This is a genomic window from Nocardia mikamii NBRC 108933 (genome assembly GCF_001613505.1).
GTDB lineage: Bacteria > Actinomycetota > Actinomycetes > Mycobacteriales > Mycobacteriaceae > Nocardia > Nocardia mikamii.
Map to the genome: position 1 here is coordinate 644,951 of NZ_BDCM01000013.1, position 15,710 is coordinate 660,660.

Annotated in this window: 15 protein-coding genes; 3 read left to right on the forward strand and 12 right to left on the reverse strand. The window is 69.0% G+C overall.

Features of this window, described 5'->3' with window-relative positions:
- Window positions 1-81 precede the first annotated feature (81 nt).
- Together NMI01S_RS21175 and NMI01S_RS21180 are read right to left on the reverse strand one after the other, a co-directional pair.
- Window positions 82-621, reverse strand: a complete 540-nt coding sequence (locus NMI01S_RS21175; RefSeq protein ID WP_062999659.1) for a DUF1697 domain-containing protein — start codon at window positions 619-621, stop codon at window positions 82-84.
- Window positions 622-680: 59 nt separating this feature from the next.
- Window positions 681-1,283 carry a dihydrofolate reductase family protein gene (locus NMI01S_RS21180; RefSeq protein ID WP_062999661.1) on the reverse strand — a complete coding sequence of 201 codons (603 nt, stop codon included), beginning with the start codon at window positions 1,281-1,283 and terminating at the stop codon, window positions 681-683.
- A 126-nt stretch (window positions 1,284-1,409) separates the two neighbouring features.
- Here NMI01S_RS21180 and NMI01S_RS21185 point away from each other — a divergent pair, with 126 nt between their 5' ends.
- The gene (locus NMI01S_RS21185; protein WP_062999664.1) at window positions 1,410-2,423 is read left to right on the forward strand and encodes an RNA polymerase subunit sigma-70; all 1,014 of its coding nucleotides are present in this window, start codon (window positions 1,410-1,412) and stop codon (window positions 2,421-2,423) included.
- Between the two features lie 35 nt (window positions 2,424-2,458).
- Here the strand turns inward: NMI01S_RS21185 and NMI01S_RS21190 are convergent, their stop codons facing one another.
- A complete protein-coding gene (locus NMI01S_RS21190) occupies window positions 2,459-3,202 on the reverse strand; it encodes an acyltransferase (RefSeq protein WP_174372322.1) in 744 nt (247 codons plus the stop codon).
- 336 nt (window positions 3,203-3,538) lie between these two features.
- Here NMI01S_RS21190 and NMI01S_RS21195 point away from each other — a divergent pair, with 336 nt between their 5' ends.
- The gene (locus NMI01S_RS21195) at window positions 3,539-4,843 is read left to right on the forward strand and encodes an outer membrane protein assembly factor BamB family protein (RefSeq protein ID WP_245716954.1); all 1,305 of its coding nucleotides are present in this window, start codon (window positions 3,539-3,541) and stop codon (window positions 4,841-4,843) included.
- A 9-nt stretch (window positions 4,844-4,852) separates the two neighbouring features.
- Here the strand turns inward: NMI01S_RS21195 and NMI01S_RS21200 are convergent, their stop codons facing one another.
- From NMI01S_RS21200 to ctaD, 8 genes are all read right to left on the reverse strand, one after another.
- Complete coding sequence (locus NMI01S_RS21200) at window positions 4,853-6,100, reverse strand: THUMP-like domain-containing protein (protein ID WP_062999666.1); 1,248 nt, start codon at window positions 6,098-6,100, stop codon at window positions 4,853-4,855.
- 39 nt (window positions 6,101-6,139) lie between these two features.
- Window positions 6,140-7,117: a class I SAM-dependent methyltransferase gene (locus NMI01S_RS21205; protein ID WP_039779972.1), complete on the reverse strand. Its 978-nt coding sequence runs from the start codon at window positions 7,115-7,117 to the stop codon at window positions 6,140-6,142.
- Between the two features lie 36 nt (window positions 7,118-7,153).
- Window positions 7,154-7,918 carry an enoyl-CoA hydratase-related protein gene (locus tag NMI01S_RS21210; protein WP_062999668.1) on the reverse strand — a complete coding sequence of 255 codons (765 nt, stop codon included), beginning with the start codon at window positions 7,916-7,918 and terminating at the stop codon, window positions 7,154-7,156.
- Window positions 7,919-7,976: 58 nt separating this feature from the next.
- Window positions 7,977-8,810 carry an NUDIX hydrolase gene (locus NMI01S_RS21215; RefSeq protein ID WP_062999670.1) on the reverse strand — a complete coding sequence of 278 codons (834 nt, stop codon included), beginning with the start codon at window positions 8,808-8,810 and terminating at the stop codon, window positions 7,977-7,979.
- Window positions 8,811-8,890: 80 nt separating this feature from the next.
- On the reverse strand, window positions 8,891-9,721 hold the full coding sequence (locus tag NMI01S_RS21220; protein WP_062999672.1) for an ABC transporter ATP-binding protein: 831 nt from the start codon (window positions 9,719-9,721) through the stop codon (window positions 8,891-8,893).
- A 127-nt stretch (window positions 9,722-9,848) separates the two neighbouring features.
- Entirely contained in the window at window positions 9,849-10,640 is a 792-nt protein-coding gene (locus tag NMI01S_RS21225; RefSeq protein ID WP_062999674.1) for a peptidyl-tRNA hydrolase, read from the reverse strand.
- Window positions 10,640-11,893 carry a phosphoserine phosphatase SerB gene (serB, locus tag NMI01S_RS21230; protein WP_245716955.1) on the reverse strand — a complete coding sequence of 418 codons (1,254 nt, stop codon included), beginning with the start codon at window positions 11,891-11,893 and terminating at the stop codon, window positions 10,640-10,642. The genes NMI01S_RS21225 and serB overlap by 1 nt, the downstream gene beginning before the upstream one ends.
- A gap of 219 nt (window positions 11,894-12,112) precedes the next feature.
- Entirely contained in the window at window positions 12,113-13,849 is a 1,737-nt protein-coding gene (gene ctaD, locus NMI01S_RS21235; protein ID WP_062999678.1) for an aa3-type cytochrome oxidase subunit I, read from the reverse strand.
- A 199-nt stretch (window positions 13,850-14,048) separates the two neighbouring features.
- Here ctaD and NMI01S_RS21240 point away from each other — a divergent pair, with 199 nt between their 5' ends.
- Window positions 14,049-15,125, forward strand: a complete 1,077-nt coding sequence (locus tag NMI01S_RS21240; RefSeq protein WP_062999680.1) for an ABC transporter substrate-binding protein — start codon at window positions 14,049-14,051, stop codon at window positions 15,123-15,125.
- A gap of 45 nt (window positions 15,126-15,170) precedes the next feature.
- On the opposite strand, the gene NMI01S_RS35555 is transcribed toward NMI01S_RS21240, so the two are convergent.
- Entirely contained in the window at window positions 15,171-15,671 is a 501-nt protein-coding gene (locus NMI01S_RS35555) for a hypothetical protein (RefSeq protein ID WP_063920800.1), read from the reverse strand.
- Between the last annotated feature and the right edge of the window lie 39 nt (window positions 15,672-15,710).

The following is a 15,710-nucleotide window of genomic DNA, read 5'->3' on the forward strand; positions in this document are numbered from 1 at the left end:
TACGTGATTGTTTCCGGTGTTCCGGTGTACCACTAAGTCTCCTCCTGATTTTTCTCCAGTCAAGACCTCAGGAAGGAAAAACTACAGCTTGGCGAGCACTTTTTGGACGGTGAGCCAGGTGCGGGTGGTGATGTCCTTGCCGTAGACGGTCTCCAGCCACGCCATGTGATTGGGAGTCCCCGCGACCGAGTTGTCGATGACCGCCAGCAGGGCCCGCGCCGGTTCGTCGAACCGTACGATCCGTACGGCCGACTCCAGGTCGCCGGGCAGTTCGGGCGGCGCGGAACCCGCGCGATCCTTCACGAACGTGGCGGTGAGGTAGGTGCCACGGCAGTGCGTGAGGCCGGGAAAGGGATCCGAATCGACCAGTTTCTGCACTTCGTCTCGGCTGCGGATGATGGTGCCACCGGCGATGCCGAGTTCGGCCTGCAACGCTGCCTGAATACGCGATTCCATTGCGGCGATATCGGTTTCGGTGCTGCCGAAGACGATGTTCCCGCTCGCCAGCACCGACCCGACACCCTCGTAGCCGAGTCCCTCGAAGACCGCCCGCACCTTCTCGTTGCGCATATTCGGGTTGCTGGGCATGATTCCCCGCAACCAGGCCGCATACCGGTTCATGAGCGGAAGGCTACCCGGCGGCACCGACAGGAAGTCCTCGATTCGGCGGCCCGGACGGGCTATCCGGCGGACACGTCCGGCATGCGTTCGTAGGTCAGGTGGGCAAGGCTCGTGCCGACCGCGCGAACGCCGGTGAGCCGCAGGGGGCGCGGCGATACCGGTGCCGAGTCGCCGGCGCGTGTGAAGAGCCGGGTCCCCGCGCCCATCACCACCGGGAACACTGCCAGGCGCACCTCGTCGACCAGCCCGTGGCCCGTCAGCGCGTGCACCAGTTCGGTGCTCGCGTAGACCCGGATCTCGCCGTCGACGAGATGTCGCAACCTCGACACCTGCTCCGCGAGATCACCCCGTAGCACGGTCGTGTTGTTCCACTCGGGATTCGACAGCGTCGCGGACACAACGTATTTCGATATACCGTTCATGCGGTCCGCGGTGGCGCCGGTGCGCCGCGGATACCGGGCAGCGAAGTATTCGTAACTGCGCCTGCCCAGCAGCAGTGCCTGCGCGTCCAGCACATCGTCGTGAATCATCCGGGCCCATTCCGCGCGGTCGTCCGGAGACAGCGCCGCACGCCAATCCGCGCCGCTGAAACCCTCCTCACCGGTCGGATCCTGGGTCACTCCGTCGAGCGACACATTCTCGAAGACGACGATCGTTCCCATGGGGTACTCCTCTTGTCGGTGGTGGGACTGCCACAGAGACAGACACCGCCGCATCGGCCGAAATGGTCGCGTTCGGCCCGACACATTCACCGTCGCCGCGGTGTCCATATCGGGTGGAGGTGTGTCATGACAGACGGAGATGACGACGCGGCGGCGATCCGCGAACTGATGGCCGGGGCGCGGGCGGGCGACGGCACGGCGTTTCGGGCATTGACCGCGCCGTACCGCGCGGAATTACAGGTGCACTGTTATCGGATGCTCGGCTCGCTCCAGGATGCCGAGGACGCCTTACAGGACACGATGCTGGCCGCGTGGCAGGGTATCGGCGCATTCCAGGAGCGCTCCTCGCTGCGCACCTGGCTGTATCGGATCGCCACCAACCGGTGCCTGAACGCCCGCCGGGCCGCGGGCCGGCGCCGGGCGAAGGAGTGGGACGTGCCGAACGTGGAACCGCCCGAGCCCTCCCGGCTCGGCGAGGTCGTATGGTTGCAGCCCTGTCCCGACGCACTGCTCGAGCAGGCGCCTCCCGGCCCGGAGACACGCTACGAGCTGAGCGAGTCCGTCTCGCTGGCATTCGTGACCGCGCTGCAACTGCTGCCGCCGCGCCAGGTCGCCGTCCTCGTCCTGCGCGATGTCCTCGGATTCCGCGCGACCGAGACCGCCCGGATGCTCGACACCACCGTCGACTCGGTCAACAGTGCCCTCGCCCGGGCCCGCGCGGCACTCGAGCGGCGCCGCCCGATCGGCCGATCACCGGCACAGGGATCGGCCGACGAGGAGGCGATCGTGGCGAGATTCGCGCACGCGTGGGAATCGGCCGACGTGGACGCGCTCGTGCGACTGCTGACCGACGACGTCTTCATCTCGATGCCGCCGATCCCGTTCGAATACGTGGGCCGCGAGGCCGCCACCCGCTTCTGCGCCGGAATCTTCGCGGCCGGGCGACGTTTCGACCTGGTTCCGACCCGGGCCAACGGCCAACCGGCCTTCGGCGCCTACCTGCGCGGCCGGGACGGCAGCAGTCACGGGACCGGCCTGTACGTTCTGTCGCTCACCGGTGAGCGCATCAGCGCTCTGGCCCGATTCGAGAGCACGATGCTGCCGTGGTTCGGACTGCCCCGCACGCTACCGAGCCGATAGCGCTTGAAGGGCGGCAGGAATGCCGAGCCGTCGGATCAGTCCGATCCGGCGCCGACTCCCGCCTTCTTGCGTTCGATATCGGCCAGCGCGGCGGCATGCCGGGCCCGCTCCTCGGCGGCGTCGTCCCAGGCCTTCTTGCGGTTCTTGACCACGCGCGCCGGAGCGCCGACGGCGATGCTGAAGTCGGGGATCTCGCCCTTCACCACGGCATGGGCGCCGAGCACGCAGCCCCGGCCCACCCGGGTCTCGCGCAGCACGGTCACCTTGGCCGCGATCCAGGTGTCGGGGCCGATGCGAACCGGGCTCTTCACGATGCCCTGATCCTTGATCGGCATCGTCACATCGTCCATCCGATGGTCGAAGTCGCAGATGTAGCACCAGTCCGCGACCAGGGTCGACTCGCCGATCTCGATATCGAGATAGGTGTTGACGACGTTGTCCTTACCGAAGACCACCTTGTCGCCGATGCGCAGCGAACCCTCGTGGCAGCGCAGCGCGTTGCCGTCGCCGATGTGCACCCATTTGCCGATCTCCATGCGGCCGAGCTCCGGGGTGGCGTGGATCTCCACATTGCGGCCGAGGAAGACCATGCCGCGCAGCACGATATGCGGATTCGCGAGCCGGAATTTGAACAGCCGGTAGTACCGCACGAGGTACCACGGGGTGTACGCCCGATTGGCGAGCACCCAGCGCAGCGACGCCACGGTCAGAAAGCGCGCCTGCTCCGGATCCCGGCGGCGCGAACCCCGCCAACGCGAACGCAACGGTGCGCCCCACATGCTCGTCACGGGCCAGCTCCCTTTCCTCGGGCGACGGTTACCTCGGTGGTCACCTGATCGAGGTACCAGCGTACTTTCGCGCCGCGAGCGCGCGCTTGCGCCCCGGGAAATCGGGTCGCGGACGCTCCCCGGCGGGCGGGGGGCCGGTCGCATTCTCACCCAGCCCGCTGTCACGGCGGTGAATGTTCTAGTCTCGTGCAGGCCCGTTACGAACAGATGGGAGTCCAGCAGGTGCGAAGCGGCAGCCGGCGACCCGAGCGCAGCGAGCACGACCGCGGCGGACACCACCCGACGATCTTGCGCCACTCGGTAATTCGGGGAGGCGCCCCGAGGCGCGTGATCGCGGCGGTGGGCACCCTGGGCCTACTGATGCTGACCGGATGTGGCAGCAGCACCATCGATGACATCAAGGTCGGTTCCGGCAAGGGCTGGCAGTCGGCGTTCCACGACGCCCGCAACAGCGGCGCGAGTTCGGTCACCGGCGCCCGCCATCTCAGCCTGAGCTGGTCGCGGCCGATCGGCGGCCCGCTCGCGAACGCGACCACGATCGGCCCGGACGGCCAGCTGTTCGTCACCTCCCGCACCACCACCGACTGTGTCGGCAAGCCGGGGACCACCGGCATGATCTTCTCGTTCCAGATGCCCACCGGTCGCAAACGCTTCTGCAGTGCGCTGGGACCGGATGCCGTCGCGGCGGCCTCGGCCGTCGACGGTGCGAGCAATGTGTACGTGGGTGACGACGGCGGGGTGTTCTCGTTCAACCCGCTGGGGCAGCCGCGCTGGCGCACTCCCGTTGCCGGCGTTCCGGTTTCGGTGCAGTTCACCCACGACGGCACCGTGCTGTCGGTGTCGCAGTCCGGCCAGGTCGACGTCCTGGACCGCCAGACCGGCGATCGCGAGGTGTCGACCTATCAGGTGCTGGGCGACCCCGACTTCCTCGCCCACCCGAACGTCACGCGCCCGCCGGACGGGCTGGGCATCGAGGACTGCGCCGTCGGCGGTCCGCAGTGCGCGGTGGCGAATGTGTCTGCGCTCGACCCGAATTCGGGCCGTTTCTATCTGACCGCGTGGCGCACGGGCGCCCCCACGGCGTCCCTGGTGGCGCTGCACTACGCCGACAAGAAGGTCACCCAGGACTGGAGCGTCGACATTCTCACCGACGGCAGCGCGACGAGCCCGGCGCTGTCGGTGGACGGGAAGACGCTGTACGTGGGTGACAACAGCGGACGGCTGCTCGCCGTCGACACCGCCGACGGCCACACCAAGTGGACGCAGCCGCTGGGCTTCAGTCCGCGCGGCGGCATCTCCCTGCTCGACGGCCTGCTGATTCCGGCCGGCGACGACGGACATCTGATGGCGTTGCGCGACACCGGCGACAGCGTCGATATCGCTTGGGAGCGCAAGGATCTCACGCTGCGCGGGCGTCCGGTGCAGACCGCCGGCGACACCGGCTACGTGGTGGTGCCGATGGGTGAGGCGCTGCATCTGCTGACCTTCGACACGAAGTCGGGTAAGACGATCGCCTCCGCCCCGCTGCCGGGCGCGCAAGGCACGACGGTGTCCACCGCGATCGGGCCCGACGGCCAGGTCGTGGTCGGCACCCGGATCGGCGAACTGTTCGCCTTCACACCGGATCGCTGACCTCCCCGCTCAGCGGGCGGGCGGGGTTTCGCAGACGAATGCCGTTGCGGTCCGGCCGATCCGGGTGATCACCACGGTGTGCGGCGTGTCGCCCCGGGGTTTGATCCGGCGGCGCAGCGCGTCGGGATCGGCGTCGACGCCGCGGATCAGGATCTCGAGCGGACCGCAGTCGCGGCGGTGGAGTTCGGCGCGCAGGGCCTTCTCCCGGAATTCCAGCCGATCCAGAATGCGGAATCCGCGCACCCCCGGCGGGACGGCGTCGCCGGTGAGATAGGCGATGCGCGGATCCAGTTGCCAGAGGCCGTATCTCGCGGCGTAGTGGCGGACCAGACCGGCCCGGACCACCGCGCCGTCGGGGTCGACGAGCCAGGTCCCGGGCTCGCGGTCGGGAAGGTCGTCGGGTTCGGCGTCGGTCAGCGACCACGAGGAACCGTCGCTACGCAACACCGTCGCCCGCCTGGTCACCCCGGCTTCGGTGAGTCCGCGTGACCACAGGCAGGCTTCTCGCACGGCGCCGTCGAGGGAGACCACCTCGACCTCACCGTCCCAGGAGAGCCCCTCGTAGCCGTCGGCGGCCGCCCGGTCCGTTCGCGCGGGCAGGGGTCGCGCGTCCGGCCGCCGCAGCGCGAAACGGTCGAAATCCAGTCCGGGAGCGCATTTCACGACCAGATCGCGGTCCCGATGGACGGTCAGCAGCTGCGGTAACGGTGGTTGCAGCCGATCCGGATCGTGGGTGCGCCGGCCTCCCGCGCGCCGCGCCGGATCGGCGATCACCACGGTGCCGGTACTGCACGGCCGCAGCGCATCGGCCTGCAGCAGAGCGACATTCGGCGCGTCGGCCAGATTGTGCGCGGCCATCGCCAGCCGCACCCGGTCCAGATCGCTGCCGAGCACCGCCGGACATTCCCGCCGCAGCGCGGCCAGTTCCGCGCCGACCGAGCACGTGACGTCGTGCACGGCACGCCCCGCCAGCCGCCGGGCCCGATGCCGCGCCACGAGACTCGGCGTCGCCTGTTGCAGGGCGTCGTCGGTGAACAGCCACTCGGCCGCGTCGTCGAGTTTGGCCGCCGCGCGCCGGCGCAGCTGCACGGTCTCCACCAGTGCGGCCGTACGGCCGCCGTGTTCGCGCCGCAGAGTATCCAGATCCCGCAGCATCGTCGCGGGAGTCAGCGCGTGTTCACCGACCGCGGACAGCGCGTCCCGGCCGGCCGCACTGGCCAGATAGTCGACGTCTCGCGAGGTGAACGAATATCCCATCAGCGCGGCCCCGGCCGGTGCGAAACAGCCTGCCGCCCACTACTTTCCGGCGGCACCCGGCTTCACGCCGGTGATCATGGCGTTGTAGAAGAACTGGCGCGGCACCACGTGGCGCAGCACCTTCTCGTCGAGCTTGCTCAGACCGAGCCACGCCTTGTACTGGGCCATCCGGTAGCGCCAGGTCAGCTTCTCCTCCGGCACCGCGGCCTCGAAGGTGCGCACCGGCCAGCCCCACAGCGCGGCGGCGAATTCCTCGGTCTCGGCGTGCACCTGCACCGCGCCGGCGCTGCGGGCGATCTGCTCGAGTTCGGAGGGGTCGAAGGTGTGCAGGTCGACGACGGCCTCCAGGGCCGCGGCCCGCGACGACTCGTCCAGTTCGGCCTGCGGTCGCCGCCAGTCGGACAGGAACGGCAGCTTGGTCACCTCGGTGGTGACCTTCCAGGTGATCTGGCCCAGTTTGCGGGCGTAGAAGTTGCCGATGGTGGTCGGCTCACCGGCGAAGACGAAGCGGCCGCCCGGCTTCAGCACCCGCAGGCATTCCCGCAGCGCCTGCTCCACGTCCGGAATGTGGTGCAGCACAGCGTGTCCCACGACCAGGTCGAAGGTGTTGTCCTCGTAGGGAATGGTCTCGGCGTCGGCGACGCGGCCGTCGACATCCAGCCCCAGATTCTGCGCGTTGCGAGTGGCGACCTTGACCATGCCCGGTGACAGGTCGGTCACCGAACCGGTTTTCGCCACCCCGGCCTGCATCAGATTCAACAGGAAGAAGCCGGTGCCGCAACCGAGTTCGAGGGCCCGCTCGTACGGCAGCGGCGCATTCGGGGCGACGGCGTCGAAGCGGCCGCGCGCGTACTCGATGCACCGCTCGTCGTAGGAGATGGACCATTTGTCGTCGTAGGTCTCCGCCTCCCAGTCGTGGTAGAGGACCTGCGCGAGCTTGTTGTCGGTGAGCGCGGCCTGGACCTCGGCCTCGGTGGCGTGCGGGTTCGGCGCGGGGTCGTCAAGACGTGCGGTCATGGTCGCACAGCGTATCGAGTGATCACGCGGAGTGGGTCAGCGGCCCAGGAATTCCGCGGCGCCCGGACCGGACGCCGAATAAGAACGTGTTCCTACGCTGCGGTCTTCGGTGTCGAACAGCTCCGCCCACTCGGCGCGGGCGCGGTCGAGGCCGTGCGGACCGGCCTCGAAGACCCGTTTCGCGGCGGCCAGCGCGCGGGCCGGACCGGTGGTGAACTGCCGCGCCCACCGCAGCGCCGCGCCGAAGACGTCGTCGGGAGCGACCACCTCGTCGACCAGCCCGATCGCCGCCGCTTCCTCGGCATCGACATAGCGGCCGGTGTACACCAGATCCTTGGCCGGGCCCGGGCCCACGAGCAGCCCCAGCCGGCGAATGCCGGCCACCGGGATCAGGCCCGCCCGGATCTGCGGCAAGCCCAGCTTGACGTTGTCACCGATCAGCCGGCGGTCGGCGCCCAGAGCGAGCTCGAGGCCCGCGCCGACCGCGTACCCGGTGATCGCGGCGATCGTCGGCTGCGGAATCCGGGCCAGGCAGCCCAGCGCCCGCTGCAGATCCGCGGCGACCGCGCCGGCCTGCTCGGACGTCCAGCGCGCGAGTTCGGCGACGTCGTCGCCCGCGCTGAAGATCCGCTCGTCGCCGTAGACGATCACCGCCCGCACCTCGTCGTCCGCCGCGAGGGCGTCGGCGGCCGCGGCGAGTTCCAGCGCCAGCTGCAGATCGATGAGATTCAGCGGCGGCCGCGCGAAACGCAGTACGGCGATTCCCGCCTCGACACGGTCCACGGTCACGAATTCGGCCACGGCGGCGAGCCTACTGTGCGCGGCGGGACGCACCGGACGTCGGGATGTTCGCGCCGGTTCAGTCTCGCTTCGAACCCTGCAGCCGGGACGCGTCCGGCATATCGGCGAAATAGCGGGTGTTGTTCGGGAACTGCAGCATCGGCTGACCGTCGACGGGTTCGAAGATCGGCATGATCGGGCTGATCGCGCGGTCGGCCGCGAGAATCTCTGCCGTGGAGGCGAATTCGGCGATCGAGCTCAGCTGGGTCCAGGTCGGCGGCAGCAGGACGTCCTCGCCGGCCCGCCAGCGATCCAGCGCCTGCGCGGGGGTCCGCCACGCGACGTCGTGCGCCTCGGTGGTGGCGCCGTCGGCGCGCTGCCCCTCGGGCAGGACCGCGACGAAGAAATAGGTGTCGTAGCGGCGCGGTTCCACCACCGGGGTGATCCAGTTGTCCCACGGGCGCAGCAGATCCGCGCGCAGGACCAGGTTCTCGTTCGCCAGGAAATCGCCGAACGACAGTTCGCGGCGTTCGAGCTTCTCCCGGGCACTGCGGTAGGCGACGGTGTCGGAGACGACGGTGTCGGCGGTCGGGCCCGCCAGCAGCACACCGCATTCCTCGAAGGTCTCCCGGACCGCGGCACACACCAGCGCCTGCGCGCGAGCGCGGTCGACCCCGAAACGCTGACCCCACCAGGTCGGGTCCGGCCCGGCCCAGCCGATTTCCGCATCCGCGTCGGAGGGGTCGACACCACCGCCCGGAAAGACCGTCATGCCGGCCGCGAAGGCCATCGCCTTGACCCGTCGTTGCAGGAAAACCTCCGGACCGGATGCGCCGTCACGCACGAGCACTACGGTCGAAGCGTCCTTCGGCGCCGGTGGCTCGGTCGGGGATTCCGCAACAGATTCACTCACAATCGCACCATAACGCGCGCTCGGTTCCGATCGGCAGCAGGTGCCCGAAAGCGGCACCGGCGCCCGCCGCGAGATCCGGTTCAGGCGCGGTGACGGCCGAAGCGTTGCGAGCGTCGCGCGAAATACCGGCCGTCGATGCGATCGAGGGCGATGGACTGGCGGAAGGCCTCGCTGAGATTCTCCGCGGTCAGCACATCCGAGAGCAGGCCCTGCGCGATCACATCGCCCTCGTTGAGCAGCAGTGCGTGGGTGAAGCCGGGCGGAATCTCCTCGACGTGATGGGTGACCAGCACGGTCGCCGGCGCATCCGGGTCGGCGGCCAGATCGCCCAGTTGCTCGACCAGTTCCTCGCGGCCACCCAGGTCCAGCCCGGCCGCCGGTTCGTCGAGCAGCAGCAGTTCGGGATCGGTCATCAGGGCGCGGGCGATGAGGACACGTTTGCGCTCGCCCTCGGACAGGGTTCCGTAGGCGCGGTCGGAAAGGTGTTCGGCGCCCAGGCTTTCCAGGATGTCGACCGCGCGGTCGGTGTCGACCTCGTCGTAGCGTTCCCGCCAGCGGCCCATCACGGCGTACCCCGCCGACACCACGAGATCCGACACCGTCTCGTCGAGCGGGATCCGGCTGGCCACCGCCGCCGACGACAGGCCGATGCGCGGGCGCAGTTCGCTGATGTCGGTCTTGCCGAGCACCTCGCCCAGCAACGTGGCCGACCCCGAGGTCGGATACAACTCGGCCGCGGCCATCCGCAGCAGCGACGTCTTCCCGGCGCCGTTGGGGCCGAGCACGACCCAGCGTTCGTCGAGCTCCACCTGCCAGCTGACGGGACCCACCAGGGTGTGGCCCGACCGCCGGACGGTCACCTCGTTGAAATCGATGAGCAGATCGGGATCCGGTTGCGGCACGAGCTCCATCTTTGCCGACGCGCTCGATCCGTTGCCAACGTGGTCGGTGTGCACGCTATCCGTCATAGTCGGCCTCCCGCTCCCTCACGATCCGAATCGGCCATTGCCGCAGTGAGATTCCGCACGTTTGAGCACCCTACGGTGCCACCGCGATCACCGTCATCGAGCCCGGCGCCACTTCGGTGAATCCGGCATCCCGGACCGCGGCGATCGTCTCCGGCCCGGCGCCGCCGTTCACTCGGGCGCACAGCCGGGCCCAGCGATCCGGCTCCGCGTCACGGACCGCGCAGCGGAATCCCTGCTCGGCCCAGGCGAAGACCTGTTCCACCGGGAGCGCACCGGCCAGCAACATGCTCGCGTGACCGACCTGCGCCGCCGCCTTGCCGACGGTCATCCCGAGAGCCGAATTCACCCATAGCACAGGCGATTCCGGATCCGGCGGGCCGGGTTCGTCGGGTTCGAGGTCGGTGCCGCCGATCTGCAGTTTGCGGATGCGCGGGTCGACCTCGCCCACCGGGCCCGGCACGAGTGCGCGGGCCTGGGCACCACCCACGTCGATCGTGATTCCGTCGACATCACCGGCCGAGATCCACTGCGCGCCCCGGGCTCGCCGCGCCACCTTCCGAATCCGTGACCGCTTCCACGCGAGATAACGCGACTCCCACTCCCCGCCCGGGCCGACGCGGGGATCCAGGCACAGCGCGACGGCCGAAGCTGCGGCCGCCTCCAGCACCGCACTGCGCAGCGGCGGTTCGGCTTTCGGAATGTGCAGGACCATCTGCATCGCCTGCACCTGCGCGGGGTCGTCCGGATCGCCGCCGCCACCGTAGCCGAGCGCCAGCTCCGCATGCCGGGCACGGAAACCCGCATCCAGTACCAGCGGCGGTGCGGCGGCGGGGCCGGGCGCGTCGAGCTCGGGTTCGGTCATCAGCTCAACGGCACCCGGCGCAGCAGACCGTCGCGGGCGTCCGCGGCCTCGACCTCGTCGCGGGTGACACCGAGGATGAACAACACCGCGTCCAGGAACGGATGCGACAGCGCGGTGTCGGCGACCTCCCGCAACGCGGGCTTGGCCTGGAAGGCGATACCCAGGCCGGCCGCGTTGAGCATGTCGATATCGTTGGCGCCGTCGCCGACCGCGACGGTCTGTTCCATCGGCACGCCGGCCTCGGCCGCGAAACGCCGCAGCGCCACCGCCTTTCCGGGCCGGTCGACGATTTCGCCGATGACCTGGCCGGTGAGCTTGCCGTCGACCACCTCGAGGGTGTTGGCGTGCACGAAATCCAATTCCAGTTCGTGCGCCAGCGGTTCGATGACCTGCCGGAAGCCGCCCGAGACCACGCCGCAGCGGAATCCGAGCCGGCGCAGGGTGCGAATGGTGGTCCGCGCGCCGGGGGTCAGTTCGATCCGCTCGGCGACCTGATCGATCACCGTCTCGTCCAGTCCGGTGAGGGTGGCGACGCGCTGGCGCAGCGATTCGGCGAAGTCGATCTCCCCGCGCATCGCGGCCTCGGTGACCTTGCGGACCTCCTCCTCGACACCGGCGTGCGCGGCCAGCATCTCGATCACCTCACCCTGGATGAGGGTGGAGTCGACATCGAAGACGATGAGCCGCTTGGCCCGCCGGGCCAGACCCGCGCGCTCGACGGCGACGTCGACCTTTTCCTTCGCGGCGACCTCGGCCAGCGCCGTGCGCAGGCGGGTTTCGGCCAGGGCGTCCTCGGTCGCCGGTGCTGTCACCATCAATTCGAGGCCGGTCACCGGGTAGTCGGCGACGCCGCGGATGGAGTCGATGTTGACCTCCTGCGCGGCCAGTGTGCGGGCGATCGTGCTGAACGCGCGAGCGGTCACCGGGCTGCCGAGCACCACCACCGCGTGCGTGGACAGCGGCGCCCCGGAGACCGAGTTGGCCCCGATCTCGACGTCGACCTGCATGCCGACCGTCGCCATGGCATCCTCGAGCTGATCCTGCAGATCCTCCGGATCGCCGGGACTCGTCACCAGCACACCGAGGGTCAGCCGGCCCCGGATCACGACCTGCTCCACGTCCAGCAGGCTCACGCCGTGCCGGGACAGCGCCGCCAGCAGCACCGAGGTCACGCCCGGTTTATCGGGTCCGGTGACCGTGATCAGCACCGTCGTCTCGGTGGCGGTGCCACGATCGGACTCGGACGTGCCCACGCGCAACTCCATCTCTTCGTCACAGCTCCTCGCGCCGGCGATCGCGGTCCGCCGACGGCCAGCAGACATTCTCTCAGGTCGGGTGCGGCCACCGGCGCGCACCGGTCACCGGAGGCACCGCCGGCATCCCCCGCCCGGCGCGGCACCCCCCGAAACGCCGAACGCGGCGACCGTCGCACTGGACGGCCGCCGCGCCGGGACTTCGCTACTCGATGCGTACTAGCTCGACACCTTCTCGAGCTCGGCCACGTGCTGGGACTTCGAGCCCCAGCCCACGTGCGCCTCGGCCCGCATGCGCTCCACCATGTGCGGGTAGTGCAGCTCGAACGCCGGACGCTCGGAGCGGATCCGCGGCAGTTCGTAGAAGTTGTGCCGCGGCGGCGGGCAGGTGGTGGCCCACTCCAGCGAGTTGCCGTAACCCCACGGGTCGTCCACGGTCACGACCTCGCCGTAGCGGTAGCTCTTGAAGACGTTCCAGATGAACGGCAGCGTCGAGGCACCGAGGATGAAGGCGCCGATCGTGGAGATCGTGTTCAGGGTGGTGAAACCGTCGGTCGGCAGGTAGTCCGCGTAGCGACGCGGCATACCCTCGTTACCCAGCCAGTGCTGCACCAGGAAGGTGGTGTGGAAGCCGACCATGGTGGCCCAGAAGTGCCACTTGCCCAGGCGCTCGTCCAGCATGCGGCCGGTCATCTTCGGGAACCAGAAGTAGATACCCGCGAACGTGGCGAACACGATGGTGCCGAAGAGCACGTAGTGGAAGTGCGCGACCACGAAGTAGGTGTCGGACACGTGGAAGTCCAGCGGCGGGCTGGCCAGGATGACGCCCGACAGACCACCGAAGAGGAAGGTCACCAGGAAGCCGACCGAGAACAACATCGGTGATTCGAAGGTCAGCTGCCCCTTCCACATCGTGCCGATCCAGTTGAAGAACTTCACACCGGTCGGAACCGCGATCAGGAAGGTCATGAACGAGAAGTACGGCAGCAGCACCGCGCCGGTGGCGTACATGTGGTGCGCCCACACCGCGATCGACAGCGCCGCGATGCCCAGGGTCGCGTAGACCAGGGTGGTATAACCGAAGATCGGCTTACGGCTGAAGACCGGGAAGATCTCGGACACGATGCCGAAGAACGGCAGCGCGATGATGTACACCTCGGGGTGGCCGAAGTACCAGAACAGGTGCTGGTAGAGCAGCGAACCACCGGTGGCCGGGTCGTAGATGTGGCCGCCCAGGTGACGGTCGTAGGCCAGCGCCATCAGCGCGGCGGTCAGCAGCGGGAAGGCCAGCAGCACGAGGACGCTGGTGACGGCGATGTTCCAGGTGAAGATCGGCATCCGGAACAGGGTCATACCCGGGCAGCGCAGGCAGACGACGGTGGTCAGCATGTTGACACCACCGAGGATGGTGCCCAGACCGGAGACGGCCAGACCCAGAATCCACAGGTCGGCGCCGACACCCGGGGAGTGCACGATGTCCGACAGCGGGGTGTAGGCGGTCCAGCCGAAGTCGGCGGCGCCACCGGGGGTGATGAAACCCGCGGTCGCCATGGTCGCGCCGAACAGATACAGCCAGTAGCTGAACGCGTTCAGACGCGGGAAGGCGACGTCGGGCGCACCGATCTGCAGCGGCAGCACGATGTTGGCGAAGCCGAACACGATCGCGGTCGCGTAGAACAGCAGCATGATCGTGCCGTGCATGGTGAACAGCTGGTTGAACTGCTCCGGCGACAGGAACTGCAGACCCGGACGAGCGAGCTCACCACGCATCAGCAGGGCCATCAGACCGCCGATCATGAAGAACGACATCGCGGTCACCAGGTACATCACACCGAGGACCTTCGGGTCCGTGGTGGTGACGGCCTTGTAGATGAACGAACCCTTCGGGCCCAGTCGTGCCGGATACGGCCGTGTCGCTTCCAGCTTGGGGACTGGCTGGGGCTCTACAGCAGTCACTGATCCTCCTGAAGGTGTGCCTTCTGCTCGTTTCGCACGCTCGTGCGTTCCGGCGCATGACGAAACGACGGTGGCTTGCGCTAGAGGCATCGTAAACCGTGGCGTCGCAGGCGTCCGACGGGGTCCTACTCTGTGTCGTATTCGCCGCGCGGACGGTGCCGCACTCATCCCGCACGTGGGCGCATGTACCCTACGCTGCATGCCGGTGAGCGAACGCGTCTCCACCCGAAAGCCCAAGACCCGCAAGCGCACCAGTGCGCGCCGGCTCGCGCTCGGCGGTGCGGCCGTGGGCGCCGTGGCCGTCCTGGTCACCGGCTGCGGGACCGGGGGCGACGACGCGGCGAGTTCGATCGTCCGGACCACCACCAATATCGCCGGCGCGAGCGTGGTCGGCATCGAGCGCGACACCACCCGCGCCTGCGCGCTGCCCAGCGCCCCCGACCAGGCGTCGGGCACCCACACGGTGGCGGGGACCCAGGTGCCCGCGGATCCGAAACGCATTGTCGTGCTGGATACCGCGGCGCTGGACGCGGTCTGCGCGGTGGGCCTGTGGGAGCGGGTCGTCGGTGCGACCACCCCGGCCGGACCGGCACCGCAGCCGAACTATCTGGGTACCGGTGTCCTGAAGATCCCGAGCGTGGGGACCTCGGGCGCGGTGGACACGGCCAAAATCTCCGCGCTGCAACCGGATCTGATTCTCGGCGCCGCGGGTGACGGGGATCTCGCCGCGCTGCGCGGGATCGCCCCCACCGTGCTGGTCGGCCATCGCGGCTGGCAGGACGATTTCACCGCCTACGCCGAGGCCCTGGGCCGCGGTTCGGCCGGGGCGAAGGCGCTCGCGGACTACCGCACGGACGCCCGCGAAACCGGGGCCTCGATCGCCGCCAACCTGTCGCAGGCGTCGGTGATCCGCTTCTCCCCCAAGGATATTCAGGTCCAGGGCACCGACACGTTCGCGGGACAGGTACTCGCCGACGCCGGCGTGCAGCGCCCCGGCGCCCAGCGCGATCGCTCGTTCACGGTGGACAGCCTCGCCACCGAGAGCGACCGCAACAAGATCGAGGGCGACATCATCTATCTGATGTTCGACGGCCCCGACGGTAAGAGCCACGGCGAATCAGTGATGAAGAGCGACGACTGGAAAAAGCTCGGCGCGATCGTCGACAAACGCGATTTCGCCGTCGAGGACGACCTCTGGCACGGTTGCGGACTCACCGCGGCGCGGGCGATCCTCGACGACCTGCGCAAGACGCTCAACGGGTATGTGACGGACTGAGCCGATGACACGCCGTCGCCGATGCGGCACGCGTCGGGCCGCGGTTCAACGACCGTCCGCGTCACCCGCCCGTCGCTCGATACGCGACGACGTGTTCGGCCGGCCCGCCGGTGGTCGGCGCGGATCGTCGGCGGCCGCGCGTGGGCGGAGCGCGTAGGCGGGCACCAACTGGTCGGTGAGATGCAGCGGCGCCCGCCCGTCCGCGTAGCAGACCGAGAAATTCACCCGGCCCAGCCACTCGCCGCTGAACGAGGGCACCCAGTGCGTCAGCGTCCCCGGCCGCTCCCCCGTCATATCCAGCCCCGCCCCGTTGACATGCTTGGGCGCGCCCGGATCGCGGATGAGAATCGCGTCCAATCGCACCCACACCGGTTTCGGCGGCTGCACGAGCACCCGGTAGTAATAGCCGGCCTCGTTCGGATACTGCAGCTGCGGTTCGGTCCCCTCGGTCCGCGGAACACCGTCCGGAAGCCGTCGCGGCGCCCGGCCGGAGAACCCCTCGGCCGCCCGCTCCGACGACACACCCTCACCGGAACTCGAACACATATTCGAATGATACCGAGCGGTCGGCCCGATCGACACCCG

What these genes read in the sequence shown, in the direction of transcription:
- NMI01S_RS21240 (WP_062999680.1), top strand. Translation starts at nt 14,049, where the DNA reads ATGCCGGTGAGCGAACGCGTCTCCACCCGAAAGCCCAAGACCCGCAAG.
- NMI01S_RS21220 (WP_062999672.1), bottom strand. Translation starts at nt 9,721, where the DNA reads ATGGAGCTCGTGCCGCAACCGGATCCCGATCTGCTCATCGATTTCAAC.
- NMI01S_RS21190 (WP_174372322.1), bottom strand. Translation starts at nt 3,202, where the DNA reads ATGTGGGGCGCACCGTTGCGTTCGCGTTGGCGGGGTTCGCGCCGCCGG.
- NMI01S_RS21185 (WP_062999664.1), top strand. Translation starts at nt 1,410, where the DNA reads ATGACAGACGGAGATGACGACGCGGCGGCGATCCGCGAACTGATGGCC.
- NMI01S_RS21175 (WP_062999659.1), bottom strand. Translation starts at nt 621, where the DNA reads ATGAACCGGTATGCGGCCTGGTTGCGGGGAATCATGCCCAGCAACCCG.
- NMI01S_RS21205 (WP_039779972.1), bottom strand. Translation starts at nt 7,117, where the DNA reads ATGACCGCACGTCTTGACGACCCCGCGCCGAACCCGCACGCCACCGAG.
- NMI01S_RS35555 (WP_063920800.1), bottom strand. Translation starts at nt 15,671, where the DNA reads ATGTGTTCGAGTTCCGGTGAGGGTGTGTCGTCGGAGCGGGCGGCCGAG.
- NMI01S_RS21180 (WP_062999661.1), bottom strand. Translation starts at nt 1,283, where the DNA reads ATGGGAACGATCGTCGTCTTCGAGAATGTGTCGCTCGACGGAGTGACC.
- NMI01S_RS21200 (WP_062999666.1), bottom strand. Translation starts at nt 6,100, where the DNA reads ATGGGATATTCGTTCACCTCGCGAGACGTCGACTATCTGGCCAGTGCG.
- NMI01S_RS21225 (WP_062999674.1), bottom strand. Translation starts at nt 10,640, where the DNA reads ATGACCGAACCCGAGCTCGACGCGCCCGGCCCCGCCGCCGCACCGCCG.